This window comes from Casimicrobium huifangae (assembly GCF_009746125.1).
Classification (GTDB): domain Bacteria; phylum Pseudomonadota; class Gammaproteobacteria; order Burkholderiales; family Casimicrobiaceae; genus Casimicrobium; species Casimicrobium huifangae.
Genome location: NZ_CP041352.1, coordinates 1,482,826 through 1,503,965 on the forward strand (window position 1 = coordinate 1,482,826; position 21,140 = coordinate 1,503,965).

15 protein-coding genes are annotated in these 21,140 nt (G+C 63.3%); 3 read left to right on the forward strand and 12 right to left on the reverse strand.

Annotated elements, in window-relative coordinates; all coding sequences use genetic code 11:
• Positions 1-315 precede the first annotated feature (315 nt).
• Positions 316-4,695 (reverse strand): S8 family serine peptidase, encoded by a 4,380-nt coding sequence (locus tag FKL89_RS06885; protein ID WP_156862060.1) that lies wholly within the window; start codon positions 4,693-4,695, stop codon positions 316-318.
• Positions 4,696-4,884: 189 nt separating this feature from the next.
• Here FKL89_RS06885 and FKL89_RS06890 point away from each other — a divergent pair, with 189 nt between their 5' ends.
• Entirely contained in the window at positions 4,885-5,295 is a 411-nt protein-coding gene (locus tag FKL89_RS06890; RefSeq protein ID WP_156862061.1) for a VOC family protein, read from the forward strand.
• 77 nt (positions 5,296-5,372) lie between these two features.
• On the opposite strand, the gene FKL89_RS06895 is transcribed toward FKL89_RS06890, so the two are convergent.
• Positions 5,373-6,344, reverse strand: coding sequence for an MBL fold metallo-hydrolase (locus FKL89_RS06895; RefSeq protein WP_156862062.1), 972 nt, complete (start codon positions 6,342-6,344; stop codon positions 5,373-5,375).
• A 212-nt stretch (positions 6,345-6,556) separates the two neighbouring features.
• Between FKL89_RS06895 and FKL89_RS06900 the strand changes: the two genes are divergently transcribed.
• Positions 6,557-7,006 (forward strand): hypothetical protein, encoded by a 450-nt coding sequence (locus FKL89_RS06900; protein WP_238363519.1) that lies wholly within the window; start codon positions 6,557-6,559, stop codon positions 7,004-7,006.
• Between the two features lie 118 nt (positions 7,007-7,124).
• On the opposite strand, the gene FKL89_RS06905 is transcribed toward FKL89_RS06900, so the two are convergent.
• Both FKL89_RS06905 and FKL89_RS06910 read right to left on the reverse strand, forming a co-directional pair.
• The gene (locus FKL89_RS06905) at positions 7,125-8,108 is read right to left on the reverse strand and encodes a hypothetical protein (protein WP_156862064.1); all 984 of its coding nucleotides are present in this window, start codon (positions 8,106-8,108) and stop codon (positions 7,125-7,127) included.
• 210 nt (positions 8,109-8,318) lie between these two features.
• A complete protein-coding gene (locus FKL89_RS06910) occupies positions 8,319-9,782 on the reverse strand; it encodes a M20/M25/M40 family metallo-hydrolase (protein WP_156862065.1) in 1,464 nt (487 codons plus the stop codon).
• A gap of 242 nt (positions 9,783-10,024) precedes the next feature.
• Here FKL89_RS06910 and FKL89_RS06915 point away from each other — a divergent pair, with 242 nt between their 5' ends.
• Positions 10,025-11,533: an RNA-directed DNA polymerase gene (locus FKL89_RS06915; protein WP_156862066.1), complete on the forward strand. Its 1,509-nt coding sequence runs from the start codon at positions 10,025-10,027 to the stop codon at positions 11,531-11,533.
• Positions 11,534-11,551: 18 nt separating this feature from the next.
• On the opposite strand, the gene FKL89_RS06920 is transcribed toward FKL89_RS06915, so the two are convergent.
• The 8 genes from FKL89_RS06920 to FKL89_RS06955 all read right to left on the reverse strand — a co-directional run bounded on the left by FKL89_RS06920 (position 11,552) and on the right by FKL89_RS06955 (position 21,100).
• Positions 11,552-12,829, reverse strand: coding sequence for an amidohydrolase family protein (locus FKL89_RS06920; protein ID WP_156862067.1), 1,278 nt, complete (start codon positions 12,827-12,829; stop codon positions 11,552-11,554).
• A 222-nt stretch (positions 12,830-13,051) separates the two neighbouring features.
• Positions 13,052-13,984: an ABC transporter permease gene (locus tag FKL89_RS06925; RefSeq protein ID WP_156864588.1), complete on the reverse strand. Its 933-nt coding sequence runs from the start codon at positions 13,982-13,984 to the stop codon at positions 13,052-13,054.
• Positions 13,984-15,045 (reverse strand): ABC transporter permease, encoded by a 1,062-nt coding sequence (locus FKL89_RS06930; protein WP_156862068.1) that lies wholly within the window; start codon positions 15,043-15,045, stop codon positions 13,984-13,986. The genes FKL89_RS06925 and FKL89_RS06930 overlap by 1 nt, the downstream gene beginning before the upstream one ends.
• A 105-nt stretch (positions 15,046-15,150) precedes the next feature.
• Entirely contained in the window at positions 15,151-16,683 is a 1,533-nt protein-coding gene (locus tag FKL89_RS06935) for an ABC transporter ATP-binding protein (RefSeq protein WP_156862069.1), read from the reverse strand.
• Between the two features lie 158 nt (positions 16,684-16,841).
• Entirely contained in the window at positions 16,842-17,843 is a 1,002-nt protein-coding gene (locus FKL89_RS06940; protein WP_156862070.1) for a BMP family protein, read from the reverse strand.
• Positions 17,844-17,916: 73 nt separating this feature from the next.
• Positions 17,917-18,546 (reverse strand): uracil phosphoribosyltransferase, encoded by a 630-nt coding sequence (gene upp / locus FKL89_RS06945; RefSeq protein ID WP_156862071.1) that lies wholly within the window; start codon positions 18,544-18,546, stop codon positions 17,917-17,919.
• 20 nt (positions 18,547-18,566) lie between these two features.
• Complete coding sequence (locus FKL89_RS06950; RefSeq protein WP_156862072.1) at positions 18,567-19,826, reverse strand: URC4/urg3 family protein; 1,260 nt, start codon at positions 19,824-19,826, stop codon at positions 18,567-18,569.
• Complete coding sequence (locus FKL89_RS06955; protein WP_156862073.1) at positions 19,823-21,100, reverse strand: GTP cyclohydrolase II; 1,278 nt, start codon at positions 21,098-21,100, stop codon at positions 19,823-19,825. The genes FKL89_RS06950 and FKL89_RS06955 overlap by 4 nt, the downstream gene beginning before the upstream one ends.
• Between the last annotated feature and the right edge of the window lie 40 nt (positions 21,101-21,140).

Here is a 21,140-nt window from a genome sequence, read left to right on the forward strand (position 1 = left end):
GTTGCCATTGTCCCCGGTTTTGGTGACGTTTCGCTCACAGCGTATCGGGCGAGTCCAAGTCTTTTTTCGTAACAGCTTTGTTGGTGAAAGCCCATTTGAAATGGGCTTGAGTGCTTAAAAGAATATAAGTCGACTATTGGTTAAATTACCATTCAAGCCCCATTGGGACGCCATTCATGGAAAAAGCCGTATCAAGAAAGCAATCGGCCAGCACGCGTCGGATGACACGGGCTGGCCGATGGCGCAGGCACCAGTCCGGTACCTGCGCGGGGGGACGCCTTCGTTCGCGCTAACGCGTTCGCGAAGGCCGACGGGCTAGAACGTCGTGCCGCACATCGTATTGACGTGGGCGCGGACGGTATCCGGGCTCGAGTAGGTGGCGCCTGCAGGCACAACGATGCCGCCGAACAGGCCGGTGTCCGGCACCCCAAGCATCAGGCGGAACAGAACGACACCGTCCTGCATCGCCGAAATCGACGGCGCCGGGCGACCGAACACATCAAACTGAGCGCCGTTGCCGATGTAGCTCTCCACCGCAGCAGCGTCGGCACGCAAAGGGCCGAGAGGGACATTTGCGATCAGATGGCCGCTACGGAAGCCGAGCAGATAGCGTGTCAGCAGCACGGCGTCCTTGTCTGCAGTCACGCTGCCATCGCCATTGATGTCCAGCGAGCAGCCGATCGGGCAGGTTAGCGGCCACGAGCGTTGCGTTGCCGGATTGCTGCCAATCGTCTCGTTGCAGGTCAGCGTCGCGGTGCGTTTGGCGCTGCCAGCGGTACAGGTGAGGTTGACCGACTGAGGCGTGGTGGTCGGGCCGACAAAGCTCAGATTGACGGCTGCGGCACCAGCAAAACTGGCCGCGTCGGGGCCGGAGACCACACAGCCGTTCACGGTAGACGTCGCGGCGGCCCCGCTGCCGGTGCCACCCGACGGCGTGACGGCGATGCTGCCGTTGCCCGTGCTGCCGACGGTGTTGACGCCCGTGAATGCAATGTTGGTACCGGCGGTCGGCGCATATGCCAGAGCAGGCGGTACGTTGCTGGCAACGCAGACGCCGCTGCCTGCCGTGCATGTTGAGCCGCCCGTGATCGAGATGTTGTCGATGCGCCAATTCGGGTTGCCAGCCGCCGTAGAACTGTCAAAGCCAGCCCGCCAGCGCAAGCGGATAGTCTGACCATTGAGCGACGCAGGTAGCGGCAGGGTCGTGGTAACGAACGTTGACTGCACTCTGCCCCACGCCTGTTGGCCGCCAAGCGGATTGCTAAAGCTCGAGGACAGCGTCGTGTTGTAGCCGCCAGCGCTGAAAGTGGCGCCGACCGCCGGGCTGGTCACGTTGTTGTAGTTCAAGCCGCCGTCGGTGCTGATCTCAAGAATGCCCCCGTCGAAGGACGAGGTCGCGCTTTCAAAGTTCCACGCGTGCCGGAAGTTGAGCGTCGCCGGGAAGGGCCCGGCTGGCAGCGAAATCGCTGGACTGATCAGGCTGTTGCTGGCCACCGAGGTGACGCCGTTGGTCACTGCAGTATTCGGCGCGCTATCGGCGCCAGTTGCTGTCGTCGCCCATAGCGCCGGCGGCGAGGCGCCGGTTTGCTGCGTGGTCCAGCCGGCCGGGAGCGCTGGCGCGGTCACGCTGTCGAAATTTTCACTGAACAGCACCGTGGTGCCAAACGATCCAACCGTAAGCTGGATGGGCAGACTGGTCGGCGAGGTTCCACCGGCATAAGTAACCGTTTGTGTCAGGTTGATGGTGCTGCCGCAGGCAACCGACGATGCCGTGCTGATCTTGAAAGGCGTCACGTTGCTGCCGGTCGCACCCGCAGCGATATTGCCATAGGTGCTGTTGCCGGCACTAACGGTAACGCCCGGCGTGGACGTAGTGAGCGTCGTGGAGATCGCAGTCGCACCGGTATTACCATCGTTACTGAGGGTGAGATTGACATCGTTGCACTCGTTCGGTTCGACAATGCCGTTGCCGGTGGGCAGGGTCACTGCGCTGAGCGACAACAGCGCCTGATCAGGTGCAGGTGCCGCGTTGTAGGCCACTAGCGCGAAGTCCTGATTGAGACCCACGACGGTGGGATCGGCTTGCCCGGCAATGTTGGTGGCGACGACGCGGATGGAAATCACGCTACCGGCGGCCAAACCGGCCGGCAGGAAAACGCTCTCCAGATTGTTGCGCGGGTCCGCGCTGCCGCCGGTAACGGAGGTGGCGCCCGAGAACACGTTGCCGCGGTAGGTCTGTCCGCCGGCGATGACCACGAGGTCAAGGTTGTTGACGTAGCTGGCGCCGGTCGTCGCACCTTCCTTGTCCGTGTAGGCGAGAGTGACACGCAGCGGAGCGGCGGCGTTGACTACGGTGGCGAAGAAAGTGCGCGACTGTCCGCTGGCGGTGAATCGGTCTGCCGCTACCTGGTCGCGGATGATGCGCTGCACGCCGTCAAACGCCATGCCCAGGTTTGCCGAACCCATGCCCTGACTGTTGGAGGGCAACGTGTCGTTGGCGCCGGTGCCATTCAGGTAGCGGGCCGAGTTGGTCAGATAGGCCTTCACCAGTGCGGGGCTGGGCGGAGCCGAGCCTGCGGGCGTGCGGTTGGCACCAATGTAGCCGGGGTTGTTGATGAACTGCTGGTAGATCAACGCCGCTGAGCCGGACACGGCGGGGGCGGAGTGGCTGGTACCGGAGGACGTGGTGTACCAGCGCTGCGCGGGGTTCACTGGGAAGAAATTGTTGGCGTTCCCGGCAGTACCGCTGCCCGGCATGGCGCAGGCGCCGTCGGCACGGTACGCCGCGTCGCCGGCACCGAGGCCATTGAGCGGGCTCGCCGGATCCTGGCCCACCGCGACGAAGCTCATGCCGGTAATGTGAGTTCCGGGGGCAACGATGTCGGGCTTGACGCGACCGTCGGCGGTCGGCCCGCGTGATGAGAAGGAAATCATGTCGTTGGCGCTGTCGGCGCCAGTGTCAGCGATACTGCAGCCGTCGTTGCCCGCTGTGTTGCCCGCGTTGCCGCCGTTGCTGTCAGAGTGCGAGCGTACATTCTCGGCGGCGCCGACGGTAAGGACGTTCTTGCCGGAGCCCGGTGACCCAACGGTCGTTACTCCAGGCCCGGCGTTCCCCGCCGAAAACACCACCAGCATCTGTTGATTGCCGGCGGTGCCAGACTGGGAGTCGCGCACCAGGATGTCATAGGTTTGAGCGTTGGCGTTGTAGGCGCCGGCCGAGTTGGCGCCCCAACTGTTGCTGCTGATGCGGGCATTGTTCTGATATGCCGCGCTGAGCAGATTGGGGATGTTGGGGGTCGTGAAATTCGGGTCGAAAATCACCGAGTTGCCCAGCAGCACAAATGGCGCAACGCCAAGGCCGTACCGAAAGCCTTGCGCATCGCGGTGAACGAGTGTGTTGCTGGTGTCGAGGTTATCCGGCACGTAGCCGCCGATGATGCTGCTGTTGAGCTGGCCGTGACCGCTTACGCCAAGGCCGGCATCCGTGGTCGATCCAGTGCCCCAACGACCTTTGTAGCGCAGACGCGGGGAGCCGGTCACGACGCCGCCTTCGCGAAGCACGAAGTGCCGTACCGGTATAGGGCCGCTATTGGTGTCCTGAGTAATGGTGCCGGGATCACTAGCGCCAGGATTTCGGTCCACGCCGTCATCGGTTACGTCAACCACCAGACCAGACGCGGTGAACTGCGCCTGCGTCAAACCCCAATTGGCCAGCGTGGTGAAGTAGTTACCCGCGTTCGGGGTATTCCCGGTGAGGTTGCCGGCCAGAATCATGTTCTGCCGTTCATCCATTTTGCGCGGCTCGATGTACGGCGCGATCGAAATGACATCCGGGCGCTTGGCGATGGTTTCGAGCAACTCCGGCGCGATATCGACCACCAGATTTACATAGTTGCGAATCTCGAACCGGGCGACAGCGGGTTTTGCAGCCAGCAGCGATTCGGTCAGGCTGTTGGTAACGGGGTCACGCACCAATTGCACTTCGTAGCGATCGGTAAATGTCGCACCTGCCCTGGCTGCCAGTGACTTGGCGCGCTGCGTAGCGTCGAGCGACACGCCCGGCTGCAGCTTGAACGCCGTGGCGTACGGTCCATGCCACTGCGCGTGGCCGTCGGTGGCGAGCGATGCGACACGGTTGATGGTTGTCGGGTCGCCGTAGACGAGGTAGGCGTTGCTCGGAATTGCGTTGACAATCTCTACACCGGTAGCTTCGAGACGGGCGTACCACTCGGGGGTGATGGGCCCGGGGAACTGCACCAGGTGCAATTGCTTGCCGGCCGCGAGAGCCTTGCTGCTTTGGCTGGCTACTTCCGGCGCCGTGGTGTCAATCGCACCAGTGTTGAACAGGATCAGATTTTGGCCATCGGCATTGCTACCCACGCCGCTGGCGATCAGTTGGTCTGCTGTTGCGCGGTCAACTTCAAGCAGCTGAAAGCTGCCGTAGTCATGACTGCGGCCGACAGCGATGCTCTTTGCCCGTCCAGCATTGTCAGCCAGTACCAGCACCTTGTGTTTGCCGGCGCTGCTGCGGTAGCTCACGGCGTCTGGCGCTACAAAACTGCCGCTGGATTGCGGCGCGGAATTGCCGAGATTGACGGCCCCGGCCGACGCAGCAAGCGTCAGCGAAAGCGCCCAGACCAGCGCGCTACGGCATCGGGTCAACCAGTGTTCCCGATTCACTTCCCCACGGTTCATGATTCCCTTTCAGGCATTCTCTATTGAGACAGCAGAAAAGCATACAACGCAAAACGCTGAAAATTGCGGTATCGCGACAACTTTCGCTTTGGCCGACCACAACGGACCATCTGTCTGCTTTGGTTCTTGTTCACACCGGATGCTGGCGCATGCCACAATCGCTGCACCAACATTGCACAGGAGTACAAGATGGCCATCCAGCCCTATCTCGCCTACACCGACGGCAATTGCGAAGCGGCGCTTCACTTCTATCAGTCAGTGCTTGGCGGCGAAGTCAGCTTCATGATGCGTTTTGGCGATTCGCCGATGGCGGGCGAGTTTGACACCGAGTGGCACGACAAGATCATGCACGCCACCTACACGTTCGACGGCCAGCAGATGATGGCTTGCGACCGGCCGCCGAACATGCCCGGGCCAACCGGTTTCTGTGGCTTCTCGCTTTCAGTCGCCTACAACGATATTGCCCGAGGCGAGGCGGTGTTCAAGGCGCTGGGCGAGGGCGGGCAGGTGACCATGCCGTTCGCACCCACGTTCTGGGCGAAGGGCTTTGGCATGCTGGTTGACCGTTTCGGCGTGCACTGGATGGTGAACTGCGAGTAGCGCGGATTTGGCAGCACCAACAACAAGGGGGCACCAAGCCCCCTTTCTGTTTCTCAGATTGCGCCGGTCTGATGGGGCTACCGGAGCGACGAGTAGTTCACCGGAATGAAGGTGTAACCCTTGCCGGCATTCTTGCGCAGGTAGCCCAGGCCCGGAAAGCTCAGGTGTGCCGAGCCCACCAGATAACCGCGCTTCGCCGCGTCGGCATACGCCTTGGCGCGCTCCTTCGCAGCAGCCTTGTTGTCGGTGTCGAATTTGATCGTTACCGCCGGGTCGTCGAACTGCACCGCCGCAACGTGCATCAGGTCACCCCACAGCACCAGCTTCTCGCCCTTGCTTTCCACCACATAAAGCGAGTGCCCAGCGGTATGGCCGTGGCTCGTCCATGAGCGCACACCGGGCACCAGCTCCACATTGCCTTCGAACGTCTTCAGCTTGCCTGCATCGGCGTAGGGCTTCAGTGATACCTGCGCGCCCTGAAAGAATCCCTGCGCATCTTTTGGCGCTGCCTTCATGTTCGCCTCACTCAGCCAGAAGTCGGCGTCCGCCTTGTCGGCCCGCACCACGGCGTTCGGGAAATTGATGACGCCATTCGCCGCCAGCCCGCCAACGTGATCCGGATGCATATGTGTGATGTAGATTTCGTCGACCTGCTCCGGCTGATAGCCAGCCGCCTTCAGGCTGTTGGCAAGGCCACCTACGGTGGGCCCGAACAGGGCACCAGCGCCCGCATCAATCATCACCAGTTTGCTGCCGGTGTTAATCAGATAGGCGTTCACCGAGGTCTCAACCGGATAGGCGATCTTCGCCTTCTTCAGGGCCGCGTCCACCTTGCCGGGGGTGGTGTTCAGCAGGTCTTTCACCGGCAACTTGACGGTGCCGTCGGAGAGCGCAGTGATCTCGAACTCGCCCAGCATCATGCGGTAAAAGCCGGGTGCCTGTGTTTTGGCGAATGGTGCGGCGGCGAAGCTGGTGCCGACGCCGAGCGTCAGAGCGGTGGCTGCCAAAGCAGCCACAGCGGCCAGACGGGAGAACGGGTAACGCGACATGGAGGACTCCTCGGGTGGATGGATCGTCCGCGAAGCTCGTCGCCGGGTGGGCGAGGCTGTGCTGCGGAGCGCGAAGTCTAATCCGCAACCGGGCCAAAGTGGGGGCGCGGCATTGGCACGGTGTCGCCAATTCGCAATAATCCGCCGGCAGCAAATGCCACTGGCGCACGACGCGCTGCAGGCACACCGATCCGATGAAAGCGAGCGCAAGGATGAGCGAGAGCAGCATCAACAATGCGATCACTACAGCCACCGAAGTGGTGGCAGCGCCGCTGCACTGGCTGGATGTGCTCGTGACCTCGCTCTTGAGCGGTGCCGTCGCGCTGGCTGTCAGCCTGCTGACCATCATCGTGATTTCGCTATTTGCGTGGTGGCGTCCAATCAGCGTCGCGCCCTTCATGCGCTGGGTGATGGCGGCCGCCACCGGCGCGGTCGCGGCCGCCCTGTACGTCGCCGACAGCAGCGCGAAGTTTGGCGCTGCGACGTGGCCCTACTGGCTGTGTGCAGTGGCTGTCACCATTGCAGTATTGCTGTTGCTGGTGATGGGGATGATCGCAGCAGGTATTCGTGGTCTCTGGCGTCTGGGCGGTCGCGCGGCGGACGCTGGCAATACAAACGCGACCGCCGCGCCCCGTCCGCCGCCAGACTCAGGAGCGGCGTGAGAATGGTTCGATCCGTAGCCTCGATGCAACGAAGTGGAATCGAGGGCAACCGCAACTCGCCCGACAAGTGTTTCGAATACGCCGCACTCCATCGCGGCGACACACAGCGCAGGTGAGATTAGCGACGCAGCAGGTCTGCGGCATCCCAAGTTGTGTTGCTGCCCAGCGCCTCCGCGCTGCCAACGACTGTCTGCTGCCGGTTTGCGGGCGCGACTGCCAGTGCGGGTGAGGGCGCCGGCTGGGCCAGCTCATAGTCAATGTGATACCTCCAACGCGCCACGGGCAGCGTGCCGAGGCGTACAAAGCTGGCGTCAATCAAGGTGCTTTCGCCGGGCGCCACGTCACGCGCGTTGCAGCGGCCGTCGCCCAGCGCCACAATGCCGTCGTAGCGGTCAAGCAACACGATGCTGGCGCGGCAGCGCTGCATCGGCGACCGACCCGACGGTGCCTGAATGCGGGCAGCCAGCTTGAATTGCATGTCACGTTCCACCAGGCGTGCGTCGCTGAACTTCAGCACTTGCCCGTCCGTCGTCGCAACCGCTCGCAGCGGTGACGCAAGCGCGATTTCATGTCGCTGCGCCTTTCCCGGCCGACCGGCGATCGCAGGTGGCACCTCAATCAGCACCGGTGCCGATTCGCCGGGCCGCAGCACGCTGGTCTGGGCGTAGGCGCTACGGCTCTCCAGCTTGGTGGACCCGCCGTAAAAATTTGCTGCAACGTGCGGCGCGATCACCACCCGCGTCCCACGATTGGTCACCATCACCAGCAGCTTCTCGCGCGCCTTCTCGCCCTGTAATGCCTGCACCGGTGCGGCGGCTGAAAGTTCGATAGTGGACGCGTTGATCACCTCGTTGCGCGGCGTTCTCGGACTGACGCTGACCTGCCAGAGAACGACGGCAAAGACCGCTGCCATCAGCAACCCCGCCACGCCAAACAGCGGACCGCGAAGGGAAGGTGGCGCTGCATGGGCAACCGGAGAAGCGCGTTGTTCTGCGGCAACGAGCACCGACGCACCGCAATGCGAGCAGCGATAGCGTTCATCGTCAACACGCACCAAATCGCGGCTGCCACAGGCGTCGCAGTAGAGGGCTTGCAGGGTCATGGCGGTGGCGTTTGCTTGGCGTTGGCCTGCTTCGCTGCCTGCTGGCGTGCAGTTGAGTCAGTCGCGCGATTTGTCGTCCCCGCGAAGGCGGGGACCCAGACCCGGAAGGCAAGTTTCACGGCCCAATCCAGTGAACCGCATACCCGCCTTGGCGGGAATGACCGGTCGACCGCACGTCGCGCAGCCAAGAGGTTCGTGACTGGCCGATGGTTAAAGCGCCGAAATCACCAGCGCCGTTGCCGCTGTCACTTTCTTCGCATATTCGATATGCAGGAACTCGTTCGGGCCGTGTGCGTTTGACTTCGGCCCGAGCACGCCGGTGACGAGCATCTGCGCATCAGGAAACTTCGCGCCCAGCATACCCATGAACGGGATGGTGCCGCCTTCGCCCATGTACGCCGCGGGCTTGCCGAAATAGTGCATCGACGCGGCGTCCAGCGCGACCGTCAGCCACGGCGCAAAGGCCGGTGCGTTCCAGCCGGTGGCGGCACTGTCCGCTGCGAAATCGACCACCGCGTTGTACGGCGTGTTCTTCTCCACCAGCCGCTTCACCTCTGCCGCCGCTTCGGCGCCGTCCACCGTGGGCGGAATGCGCAGCGAGAGCTTCAGCGCCGTGTAGGGGCGCAGCACGTTACCCGCGCTCTTGGTCGAAGGCAGTCCGTCGGCGCCGGTGATCGAGAGCGCCGAGCGCCACGTGCGATTGAGGATCAGCTCCACCGGGTCCTTGGTGGTCGGCAACGTGAACTCATGCGCACCGCCGCAGCTTTGCCACGGGAAGCGCTTCCACACCACGTCGCCGAGAATCGCTGCCGCCTGCGCCGCCTGTGTCACGCGCTCCTCGGGGATGGGCGCACTGAACACCGGCGATTTGGTCATGCCGGTCGCCGAATCGTCGATGCGATCGAGCAACTGCCGCGCAATGCGGAAAGTGGACGGCACCGCGCCCCCGGCGTCGCCCGAGTGGACGCCTTCGGTCAGCATGCGCACGGTCATCGTGCCGTTGACCAGGCCGCGGAGCGAGGTGGTCGCCCACAGTTCGTCATAGCTGCCGGCACCCGAGTCGAGCGCGACGACGAGGCCCACGTCGCCCATGCGCGGCGCCAGTGCATCGAGGTAGGGCGGCAGATCGTACGAACCGGATTCTTCACAGGTCTCGATCAGACCCACGCAGCGCGGGCGCGAGATGTTCTCGGCGTCCAGCGCCAGCACCGCCGCCATCGCGGCGAACACGGCGTAGCCATCATCCGCGCTGCCACGACCATAGAGCTTGCCGTCCTCAAGCAGCGGCGTCCAAGGCCCCGAGTCATCGCGCCAGCCAGTCATCTCCGGCTGTTTGTCGAGGTGACCATAAAGCAACACCGTCTTGCCCGTCGCCTTGGCCCCGGTACCCGGAATGTCGAAGAACAGCACCGGCGTGCGCCCTTCGAGCGTGATCACCTCCAGCGTCATGTTCTTCACCGGCTGCGCCGCCACAAACTTCTGCGCCTGCTCAATCGCCCGCTGGATTTGCCCGGCGCGCTTCCACTCCGCCTCAAACGAGGGTGACTTGGCCGGCAGCTTCACGTACTCAATCAGTTGCGGAACAATGTCCGAGTCCCACTGCTTGCTCGCACGGCGCAACAGCGCGGCGGATTGGTCGGAATTGAATGGGTGGGTGTCTGGGCGGGCGGTCATGGGGGCACTCCTTGATGTTTCTGTGTAGAGTTTACGCCGATAGCAAGCGCAAGGAAGGGCGTGGTGGCACGCATCGCTAATCGGGCTTCGCAGCAGAAACTTCCAGTGTGGATTGAGGCTTGGCAGGAGTATCAGCGAAGTACCCTTGACAACGATGTATCTTCAACAGCGCCAACGCTGCACTTTCAGCAGGTGGTGAAAGTGCGTTGATATCAAGACAGCGCGCCGGGATGAGTGTAGCGATGAAAAAGTTGATCGATCTATCCAACACTGAGGCCAAAGTTCATTTCATGAAGGGCAGCAGCTACTTCAATGCCGACTTGCCAGCGTACATCAGTTTTGACCCGACACTCAGCGATGTAGCAGATGTGCTTGCTGGTGGTGACTATCAGCAGTTCAAGAAATCGCAACCGGCAAGCTTGCCAGATGTGAACTACAGCCTAATTGCCAACAAGGATGGCAAATTCTCGTGGCGGCCGTTCGAACTGATGCATCCCGCTATCTACGTCTCGCTTGTAAATGCTGTGTGCGCAGAAGCTAACTGGGCGCTTGTCCAACAGCGGTTCGCTACCTTCGCTGGCGGCGTGGTCGATTGCTGCAGCTCACCAGTTGTTTCATCCGATCAGCAAACAGATGTTGCGACGCAAATTGCGAGTTGGTGGCAAAACGTTGAACAAAAGTCTCTCACGTACTCTCTGGAATTCAGCCACTTACTCCATACGGACGTGACTGACTGCTATGGCTCTCTATACACGCACAGTATCGCTTGGGCATTGCATGGTCTAAAAGAATCCAAAAACTCAAAAGGCAGTAAAGGCAAGAAGGCACCGCTACTCGGCGACACTATAGACGAGCACATCCGAGCTGGTCGGTATGGACAGACTAACGGCATTTCGCAAGGGTCGGTGCTAATGGACTTGGTGGCCGAGATCGTTCTGGGCTACGTTGACGGACTCATCAATGAGGAACTGTCTAGTCACAACAATGTTCGAATTCTTCGGTATCGCGATGACTATCGAATCTTCGCCAGGAGCGATGAGAGTGCCGAGTATGCGCTCAAGGTTGTGAGCGACAAGCTACGAACGGTCGGAATGCGGCTTGGTGTGGCGAAGACTTTCACCACGCGAAATGTGGTTGAGGGTTCAATCAAACCCGACAAGTTGGCGGGCATCGACTTGCAAGATTTGGGTGAATCCAATGCGAAGACGGTTCAGAAGCAACTTTTGAGGTTGCATGCGTTCGGTCAGCGGTTCCCTAATAGCGGAGCGTTGCGACGGTTAGTGGCACAGTTTCACGAAAAGATAACTGGCTTGAAGGCTGCGCCAGAAGACTTGGAAGTACTGGTCGCAATCGCTACGGATATTGGTTTCGTTTCGCCTGCTACCTTTCCGGCCATTGCAGGCATACTGAGCGGCTTGATTTCGTTGGCACCAAATGGCAAGAGGACCGAGCTGTGGAATAGAGTGCGAAGCAAGATGGCCCGAGTCCCGTACAACGGTTATCTCGAAATTTGGCTACAACGCGTCACGCAACCGAAAGCAGTCGGCATCAAGTTCGATTCCAATGAAACGATTTGTCAGATAGTCAATGGTCACGCGCACCAGTTATGGAACTCCAGTTGGATCTCGAGTGCCGCGCTGAAAAGTACGGTCAATTCCAAGAGTATCGTTGTCGCAGAAGTCGATGAAATCGACCCCGTAATTCAGTCTAGTGAGATAGCGCTATTCAAAGAGAATGCGGAGCACTACTAGTTGAGCTTGGTGGCTGCGCTAACGCGGTTGTATCCAGTCGACCGTACTTGGTCGTTCGGCAATCGAAAGCATAGCCGTCGAAGAATGTGATGTTGAAATCAGTTTGCCATTGCGAAATACCTTCAACCGCGTAGCCCGCAACCGGATAGCCTCAATCGGATCTCGCGCCTGTAGCAACACAAAGCTCGCGTCGCAGCCGACGTCCAGCCCGTAGCCTTGCAGGTGCATCACGTAAGCGGCATTGGTGGTGACAGCCTCAAAGCATTGCCGCATCGCGCTCTGGCTGGTCATCTGCGCGACGTGCAGGCCCATGTGCGCGACTTCCAGCATGTCGCCGGAGCCGAGGCTGTACCACGGGTCCATCACGCAGTCGTGGCCGAAGGCGACGTTGACGCCTGCGGCCAGCAACTCGGGCACGCGCGTCATGCCGCGGCGCTTGGGGTAGGTGTCGTGGCGGCCCTGCAGCGTGATGTTGATGAGCGGATTGGCGACTACGCTCACCTGACTTTCGGCGATCAGCGGCAGCAGCTTGCTGACGTAGTAGTTGTCCATCGAGTGCATCGACGTGCAGTGTGACCCCGTCACGCGGCCGTGCAGGCCCAAGCGCTGCGTTTCGAACGCCAGCGTCTCGATGTGGCGTGACAGCGGGTCGTCGCTTTCGTCGCAGTGCATGTCGACCAGCTTGCCGCGCTCGGCCGCGATCTCGCACAGCAGCTTGACGCTGGCCGCGCCGTCGGCCATCGTGCGCTCGAAATGCGGAATACCGCCAACCACGTCGACGCCCAGGTCGAGCGCGCGCTTGAGATTGTCGACGCCGCCCTTCGTTCGCAGTACGCCGTCTTGCGGGAAGGCGACGAGCTGCAGATCCAGGTACGGCGCCACGCATCGCTTAACCTCAAGCAAGGCTTCGACCGCGAGCAGGCTCGGGTCGCTGGTGTCGACGTGCGAGCGAATCGCTAACAGACCTTTGGCGACGGCCCAGTCGCAATAGGTGAGGGCGCGCTCGATGATCGCGTCGGCCGTCAGCGTTGGTTTCAGTTCGCCCCACAGCGCGATGCCTTCGAGCAGCGTGCCGCTTGCGTTGACGCGCGGCAGGCCATAGCTCAGCGTCGCGTCCATGTGAAAGTGCGGGTCGACGAAGGTGGGTGACAGCAGCATGCCGCCACAGTCGACCGTCTCTTGCGCTTGCGCCGTGATGTGTGGCGCGACTTCGACGATCTTGCCGTCGCGTACGGCGACGGACATGCCGGTGCGACCGTCGGCAAGGTTGGCGTTGGTGATCAGCAGGTCGAGCATGCGTTGGAGTCCGTCAGTTGCGGGCGCGTGGAGCGGATATTGTGCATCGTCGCTGCGGGCGGCTTTGCCATGCTGTCATTCCCGCGAAGGCGGGAACCCAGACTGTGGTCGCCGCGGGTAGCTGCGTTGACACTCCAACCTTGCGCGTCGGTCTGGGTCCCCGCCGCCGCGGGGACGACAATGTGTTCGTCGCATCGGGCGTCAAAGGCAGCTCGCCACGCATCAACGCTCGCCCTTGCGATAAGGCTTCATCAGCGCCTGCGGATACGTCGCACGCCGTGCGACGATGATCAGGGCGACGATCGACAGCACGTAGGGCAGCATCAAGTAGAACTGATACGGCAGCACCGCGTCGCCGGACTGTTGCAGCCGCAGTTGCAGCGCATCGAAGAACGCAAACAGCAACGCGCCGACCAGCGCCTTGCCGGGCTGCCACGCGGCGAACACGACCAGCGCAACGCAGATCCAGCCGCGGCCATTGATCATGTTGAAGAAAAATGCGTTGAACGCCGACAGCGTCAGGAACGACCCCGCGACGCCCATCAACGCCGAGCCTGCGACGATCGCGCCCGTACGCACGACCGCGACCGAGACGCCCTGGCCTTCGGCCGCCTGCGGGTTCTCGCCGACCATGCGCACCGCCAGGCCGATGGGTGTGCGATAGAGCAACCACGCGATCAGCGGAACCAGCGCCAGCGCCAGCAAAGTCGGCGGTGTCTGTGCATCAAACACCGGGATCGGCAGCCAATCCATTGGCGCGAACGGCGTCACGGTGGGCGGTGTGTTGACCTTGGGGAAGCTCACGCGATAGCCGTAATATGACAGCGCCGTTGCGAGCATGGTAATACCGAGCCCGGCGACGTGCTGCGACAGCGCCAGCCCCACGGTCAACCATGCGTGTAGCAGGCCGAACGCGGCGCCCGTGATTGCCGCAACGAGCACACCCAGCCACAGCGACCCGCCCGCGTACACGGTGAGCCAGCCCGCGAACGCCCCGGCAACCATGATGCCCTCGATGCCGAGGTTGAGCACGCCCGCGCGTTCGCACAGCAGCACGCCCAACGTGCCAAAGATCAGCGGCGTTGCGATGCGCAGCACGGCCACCCAGAATGACGCGTTGCCGAGGATGTCAATGATGGAGTTAAGAAGGTCCATCATTTCCAGCGCACCCGGTATTGCGTGAGTAGCGTTGCGACCAGCACCGAAAGCAGCGAAGTGGCGACGATCACGTCCGCGATGTACGTCGGCACGCCAATCGCGCGGCTCATGCTGTCGGCGCCCACCAGCACGCCGGCGACGAACACGCTGGCGACCAGCACGCCCAGCGGATGCAAGCCCGCGAGCATCGCGATGACGATGCCGCTGTAGCCATAGCCGGGCGACATGTCGAGCGTGACGTAGCCTGTGCGACCTGCGACCTCGATGGCACCTGCCAGCCCCGCGAGTCCGCCCGATAGCAAAGCGACCATCACCACCGTGCGCGTGACGGGAATGCCCGCAAACGCCGCTGCACGCGCGTTGGCACCGACGGCGCGAATCCGGAAGCCCAGCGTGGTGAAGCGGAACAGCGCCCACATCGCCGCTGCGAGCGCGCCCGCGTACAGCAGTCCGCTGTGCACGCGCGTGCCCTCGATCAGCTTGCCCAGTTCGAGATCGCCGTTGAGCGCAACGCTCTGCGGCCAGCCCATCGCCGTCGGGTCCTTCATCGGGCCATCGAGCATCGCGCCGACGAACAGCAGCACGATGAAGTTGAACAGCAGCGTCGTGACCACTTCGTCGACGCCGAGCTTCTGCTTCATCAGCGCGGGGCCGAGCAGCAATGCGGCGCCCGCCAGCGCAGCAGCCAGTAGCATCAGCGGGAACAGCACCCACGGCGACCATTCCAGCCCGCTGCCGCCGTGCAAGCCACCGACCGCAATCGCAGCGAGCGCGCCGGCATACAACTGCCCTTCGGCGCCAATGTTGAACAGGCGCGCCTTGAATGCCACCGTTGCTGCGAGCCCGGTCAGGATCAGTGGTGTCGCGCGCGTGAGCGTCTCGCTCCACGCAAACACCGAGCCGAAACCGCCCTGCAGTAGCTGCGAATATGTCTTGCCGACCGGTGCGCCGGCCCAGAGCACCAGCAATGCGGCGATGAGCAGCGTGAAGGCGACGGCCGCGAACGGCGCTGCGACCAGCGCTACGGCGGAGGTTTCATTGCGCTTTTCTAGCCGCATATTGATTGACTCTGCGCCGCATCTGTGGGAGCGGGCTCGCCCGCGATTGGCGTTTGCGATGGGCTTTCGCGGGCGAGCCCGCTCCCACAGGGAATCAGGAATGCATCACGCCGCATGCTTCGCCCCTGCCATCGCCAGTCCGATGGATTCACGTGTCCAGTCATCGGCGGCGCGCGCGTCGGTGAGTTCGCCAGCATGCATCACGGCGATGCGGTCGCCGAGCGCCATCACTTCGTCGAGATCGTCCGAAATCAGCAGCACCGCAGCGCCCGCGTCTCGTGCGGCGATCAGCTGATCCTGCACAAAGGCGACGGCACCAATGTCGAGGCCCCAGGTCGGCTGGTGCGCGACGATCAGTCGTGCTGGCGCGGCACCAGCAGGCGGCGTCAGTGCGCGTCCCAGAATCAGCTTCTGCATGTTGCCGCCAGAGAGTGAGCGCGCAGCGGTGTTGAGGCCGGCACCGCGCACGTCGAAGCGGGAGACGATGGTGCTCGCGTGCTCGCGTGCGTGGGCACCGCGTATCCATCCGCCGCGCGAAAACGCGGGCGATGACAGTCGCTCCGACAGGGCGTTCTCCCACACCGGCAGGTCTCCAACGACGCCGACGGCATGCCGGTCCTCCGGGACTCGTGCGATACCCAGTCGTACCAGCTGTTCGGGTCGTGCGGGCAGCGCTTCACCGTTCAGGACGATGTTCCCTGTTTCTGCCTCGATGGTGCCGCACAGCAAGTTGGCCAGCGCCGCCTGGCCGTTGCCGGACACGCCGGCGATGGCGACGATCTCGCCCGCATGCAGTGCCAGCGAAACCTCGTGCAGATACTCGCGCCCACGCCGCGGCGTGTTCACGCGTTCGAGCGCACACACGACGGCGCCGCGCGCGGTCGCTGGGCGCCGTGTGGCGGCCTCGACTCCATGGCCGACCATCCACTGTGCAAGCTGCGATTGCGTGACGTCCGCCGTCGCCGCCTCGGCGACCAGCCTGCCCGCGCGCAGGACCGCGACGCGGTTGGACACGCGCAGCACTTCGCCGAGTTTGTGACTGATGAAGATGATCGACAGCCCCTGCGCGACCATTTGACCGAGCGTTGCAAACAGCGACTCGCTCTCCTGCGGCGTCAGTACGGCCGTCGGTTCGTCGAGGATCAGAATGCGCGCGCCGCGATACAGCGCCTTGAGAATTTCGACGCGCTGCCGCTCGCCGACTGAGAGCGTGCCAACGCGCGCATCCGGGTCCACCGGCAGGCCAAAGCGCTGGGCGACGTCAAGCAGCCGTTGCCGCGCGTCGTGTCGTCGCGTGAAGGGCTGCCACCATGGCTCGCTGCCGAGCATGATGTTGTCGAGCACGCTCAGGTTGTCCGCCAGCGTGAAATGCTGGTGCACCATGCCAATCCCGGCGTCCAGCGCAACGCGCGGGTTGCCCGACGGAAGCGGGTGGCCAAACACCTCGATGTCACCGCTGTCGGCAACGTAGTGGCCGAACAGGATCGACATCAGCGTCGACTTGCCAGCACCGTTCTCACCAAGCAGCGCCAGCACTTCGCCCGCTCCGAGAGTGAGCGAAATGTCATCGTTCGCCAGCAGCGAGCCGAAGCGTTTGCTGATGTGGCGGAGCTGGAGGACGGGTTGGCCGGTGGTCACGGCGGCGGTTTGGAGAAGGGGGTGAAGGCGGCAACCCCTCCGGCGCTGCGCGCCACCTCCCCTACGCTGTAGGGGAGGCCTGCATCATGAGTCGCCCCTGCAAGGCAGGGGAGATGTCACCGCAGGTGACAGAGGGGTTGGCGGTGTGGCGAAGGCTGTTACTTCGCAGTCGACTTCGGTTGCGAGTCGTCCACCTTGACCGTGAACTTGCCCGACAGGATGTCGGCCTCTTTGGCCTTGACCTTGGCGACGATGTCGGCGGGAACCTTGGTTGCGAAGGTGCCGAGCGGAGCGAGCTCGGAGCCCTTGAATTTCATCATCGAGAACTTGCCGTAATCCTCGGCGGTGAACTTGCCGGCCTTGACCTTTTTCAGCGCCTCGTCGATGGTCGGCTCCATGTTCCAGAGGGCAGACGCAACTACCGTGTCGGGGTACTTGTCCTGCGTGTTGATCACGTTTCCGATCGCGAGCTTGCCCTTTTCCTTGGCAGCATCGCTGACGCCAAAGCGCTCGGCGTAGAGCACGTCGGCGCCCTTGTCGATCATGGCGAACGTGGCTTCCTTGGCCTTGGGCGGATCAAACCAGCTATTGATGAAGCTGACCGTGAACTCGACCTTCGGGTTGGTCTCCTTGGCACCAGCCATGAAGGCATGCATCAGGCGATTGACCTCGGGGATCGGGAAGCCGCCGACCATGCCGATCTTGTTCGACTTGGTCATGCCGCCGGCCACCATGCCCGACAGATAGGCCGGCTCCTGGATGTAGTTGTCGAACACGCTGAAGTTGGGCGCCTGCGGCTTGCCCGACGAGCCCATCAGGAACGAGACCTTGGGCGAGTCCTTGGCGACTTTGCGTGCCGCCGCCTCGACGGCGAACGCCTCGCCGACGATCAGTGTGTTGCCCGCCGCGACGTATTCGCGCATCACGCGTTCGTAGTCGGCGTTGGCGACGTTCTCGGTGGCTTTGTATTCGATATCGCCGCGCGCCTCGGCGGCCTTGAGCGCCTTGTGGATGCGGCTGACCCATTGCTGCTCGAAGGGCACTGTGTAAATCGCGGCAACTTTGAGCTTGGCCTGCGCGAAGGTCAGGCCCGGCATGGCGAGCGTGGCGAGCGCAGCAACGGCTGCGGCGGAAAGGGCTAACTGACGACGGGTGTTCATGCGGGGCTCCTGTTATTGGTTGTGTTGTGGTTGCTTGGGCAAACTGGACCGGGTGACGAAAGCAAGAAACGCGCTACTTGGTGCCGAAGATGCGGTCGCCGGCATCGCCGAGACCGGGCAGGATGTAACCATGATCGTTCAGTTCGCGGTCGATCGCCGCCGTAAAGATCGGAACATCGGGGTGCGCCGCCTGCAGCGCCTTGATGCCTTCGGGGCAGGTCAGCAGGCAGACGAACTTGATCGACTTCGGCCGCGTCTCCTTGACGCGTTCGATGGCGGCGATGGCCGAGTTACCGGTCGCCAGCATCGGATCGACGACGACCACGTCGCGGTCTTCCATGTGGCTCGGCACCTTGAAGTAGTACTCGACGGCGGTCAGCGTCTTCGGGTCGCGATAGAGCCCGATGTGGCCGACGCGGGCGCCGGGCACCACGCTCAGCATGCCGTCGAGAATGCCGGTGCCGGCGCGCAGGATCGACACGAACACCAGCTTCTTGCCGTCGATCACCTTGGCCTTGGTGGTCTCAAGCGGCGTCTCGATCTCGATCTCCTGCATGCCAACGTCGCGTGTGACCTCGTAGGTCATCAGCATCGCGAGTTCGTTGAGCAGGCGGCGGAAACTGTTGGTGCTGGCGTCCTTGCGCCGCATCAGCGTGAGTTTGTGCTGGACGAGCGGGTGATCGACGAGGGTGACGTTGGCCATGATGTGTCTATTGTCGTTAATCAGAAAACAGTAGCGTCGCTATTCAGCTGGATCGGTGGCAGGCCGCCGCGCAGGCGCTGCGCCAGCACGCGTCCGGCGGCCCAGGTGCCGCCCTCGAGCACGCACGCGAGCGGCATCTGCGCTTCGCTACGCCCAAGTATCGCGCGAACGCGCGGCGCCAGTTCGTCGAGCAGGGCGACGGTCAGCGCGCGCCATTCGATGATGAAATCGTCGCCGACCTGCCAGGTGTGCGTGAGTGCAGAGGGGTCACGCACGGCAAGCACGCCGCTGTCGAGCAGCAGTCCGCCGTTGCGGTATTCGGGCAGGCCAGTCAGCGCGTCGAGTCCGGTGACCGCGACCCCGGCCCATTCGAACGGCTCCAGCAGCGAATAGCTGAGCCATTGCGACAGCTTGTGAAACGGCATCCAGCCGTCGCTTGCGCCTTCGCCACGCGCCGCAGCGAAGCGCCAGCAGTCGCCGAGCGCGGTGCCGTCGGGCAGGCGGTTCGGCGCTGGCCAGACTTCGGACAGCGTGTCTAGCAGCGCCACCAGCACCGCGTGCGCCGTGATGCCGCCTTGCGCGTCGGCGCACAACAGATCGAACAGCGCACCGGGACGGCCGAGTGCCCCGAAGACGTCCGGTTGTTGCGCCAGCGTGTCGCCCAGGCGGCGCAGCAGTGTCACACGGCCGTCGAGACCGACCAGCGGACTGTCGGCGCCCACCTGAAAGGCTTCGGCGAGCGCCTCTGCGGTCACGGCGCGCAGGCCGGCCGCGTCGGCGCGCAGCGGCACCGCAGGGTCGGACGAGAAGAGGCCTCCAACAAATGCTCGATAGCTGGCGACGCCCAGGCCCTCGGAGCGCGTGAAGCGCTGGCCGCTCGACGCCTCGACATAGCCCCAGTCCGGCCCGGCACCGGCGTCTAGCAGGACGCTCACGACGGTGAGGTCGATCTGCGTACGCGCGCGCTCGGCGGCGCTCACGTTGCCCAGCAGGCGGTCGAGCTCGCCGCGGCGATCGACGCCGCCGGCCTCAAAGTGACGCCAGCGGCTGTGATACGGGATCGGCCCGCCGCCGTAGCGATCGTGCGTGACCTGCGCCACCAGCGCCGCAGCAGCAGCGATGGTGGCATCGTCGCCGACCGTGAAGGCTGCGGATAGTCCAGCGCGTGCGCCTACGAGCAGTGCATGTGCACGCTTGCGCACAGCGGCCGTGCTGCGCAGTTCACGCAGAACCGACTGCGTCGCCAGTGACGAGGATTCTGTTGCGGTCGCTGCGTTCATTCGCTGAGGCCGCGACCCTTGGCGACCTTCAACTCTTCGGCGTCAGGCACCAGGCCCAGCGTGAAGTAGCCAGATGCGATCTTTGCGTCCATTTCGACGCGGGCGTCGGCCGGAATCAGCTTGTCGGGGATGTTGACGCGGGTGCCGATCTCGATGCCCGAGCCGGTGATCGCGTCGTACTTCATGTTGCTCATCGAGACAAGGCGATGGATCTTGCGGATGCCGAGCCAGTGCAGCACGTCGGGCATCAGCTCCTGGAAGCGCATGTCCTGCACACCGGCGACGCATTCGGTGCGAGCGAAATACTTGTCGGCCGTGTCACCGCCGACCTGGCGTTTGCGCGCGTTGTAGACGAGGAACTTGGTCACCTCGCCGAGCGCGCGGCCTTCCTTGCGCGAATAGGCCACGAGGCCCACGCCGCCGCGCTGCACGCCCTGAATGCATTCCTCAATGGCGTGTGTCAGGTAAGGCCGGCAGGTGCAGATGTCCGAGCCGAACACGTCGGAGCCGTTGCACTCGTCGTGCACCCGCGCCGTCAGTTCGACATCAGGGTTGGCGAGGTCGCGCGGGTTGCCGAAGATGTAGATGGTCTGGCCGCCGATGGGCGGCAGGAAAACTTCGAGGTCTGACCGCGTGACCAGTTCGGGATACATGCCGCCGGTCTCTTCGAACAGCACACGGCGCAGGTCGGCCTCGCTGCAGCCGAAACGTTTGGCCACGCCGGGCAGATACCAGACGGGCTCAATCGCGGCCTTGGTGACCATGGCCGCGCCGTTGTCGGTGAGCACCTTGCCGTCGGCCTTCAGGCGGCCGCGCGCGAGTGCGTCGATGACCTCGGGCAGGATCACGTGTGCTTTGGTCACCGCGATGGTCGGACGGATGTCGTAGCCCGCCGCGAGGTCATCGGCGAAGACCTGCGCCACGGTTGCGCCCCAGGGATCGAGCGACACGATGCGGCCCGGTTCACTCCACTGCGGATAAGGGCCGATGGCATCGGTCGGCGAGGTGTTGGTCAGATCGGCACGGTGGTCGCGCTTGAGCGCACCGGCCGCGACGGCCAGCGCGCGATAGACGCTATAGCTGCCGCTGTGGGTGCCGATCACGTTGCGATGCGCGCGCGTGGTCGTAGTGCCGACGATGGGGCCGCGTTCGAGCGGTGTCGGCGCGTCCCATACGATCTGGCGGGCGCCATAGCCGCCCGAGTGCGAGGTCAGGCGGATGTGAGGTTGCGGAGCCGCCGACGCGGCGCCCGAGGCGGGAGCATCAGCAGGCATGATGGCAATGCGCTTTGGAAGTCATTGCCGTAGCTTAGCA

Coding starts and splice junctions, on each gene's coding strand:
- FKL89_RS06885 (WP_156862060.1), bottom strand. CDS start 4,695: ATGAACCGTGGGGAAGTGAATCGGGAACACTGGTTGACCCGATGCCGT.
- FKL89_RS06890 (WP_156862061.1), top strand. CDS start 4,885: ATGGCCATCCAGCCCTATCTCGCCTACACCGACGGCAATTGCGAAGCG.
- FKL89_RS06895 (WP_156862062.1), bottom strand. CDS start 6,344: ATGTCGCGTTACCCGTTCTCCCGTCTGGCCGCTGTGGCTGCTTTGGCA.
- FKL89_RS06900 (WP_238363519.1), top strand. CDS start 6,557: ATGAGCGAGAGCAGCATCAACAATGCGATCACTACAGCCACCGAAGTG.
- FKL89_RS06905 (WP_156862064.1), bottom strand. CDS start 8,108: ATGACCCTGCAAGCCCTCTACTGCGACGCCTGTGGCAGCCGCGATTTG.
- FKL89_RS06910 (WP_156862065.1), bottom strand. CDS start 9,782: ATGACCGCCCGCCCAGACACCCACCCATTCAATTCCGACCAATCCGCC.
- FKL89_RS06915 (WP_156862066.1), top strand. CDS start 10,025: ATGAAAAAGTTGATCGATCTATCCAACACTGAGGCCAAAGTTCATTTC.
- FKL89_RS06920 (WP_156862067.1), bottom strand. CDS start 12,829: ATGCTCGACCTGCTGATCACCAACGCCAACCTTGCCGACGGTCGCACC.
- FKL89_RS06925 (WP_156864588.1), bottom strand. CDS start 13,984: ATGGACCTTCTTAACTCCATCATTGACATCCTCGGCAACGCGTCATTC.
- FKL89_RS06930 (WP_156862068.1), bottom strand. CDS start 15,045: ATGCGGCTAGAAAAGCGCAATGAAACCTCCGCCGTAGCGCTGGTCGCA.
- FKL89_RS06940 (WP_156862070.1), bottom strand. CDS start 17,843: ATGAACACCCGTCGTCAGTTAGCCCTTTCCGCCGCAGCCGTTGCTGCG.
- upp (WP_156862071.1), bottom strand. CDS start 18,546: ATGGCCAACGTCACCCTCGTCGATCACCCGCTCGTCCAGCACAAACTC.
- FKL89_RS06950 (WP_156862072.1), bottom strand. CDS start 19,826: ATGAACGCAGCGACCGCAACAGAATCCTCGTCACTGGCGACGCAGTCG.
- FKL89_RS06955 (WP_156862073.1), bottom strand. CDS start 21,100: ATGCCTGCTGATGCTCCCGCCTCGGGCGCCGCGTCGGCGGCTCCGCAA.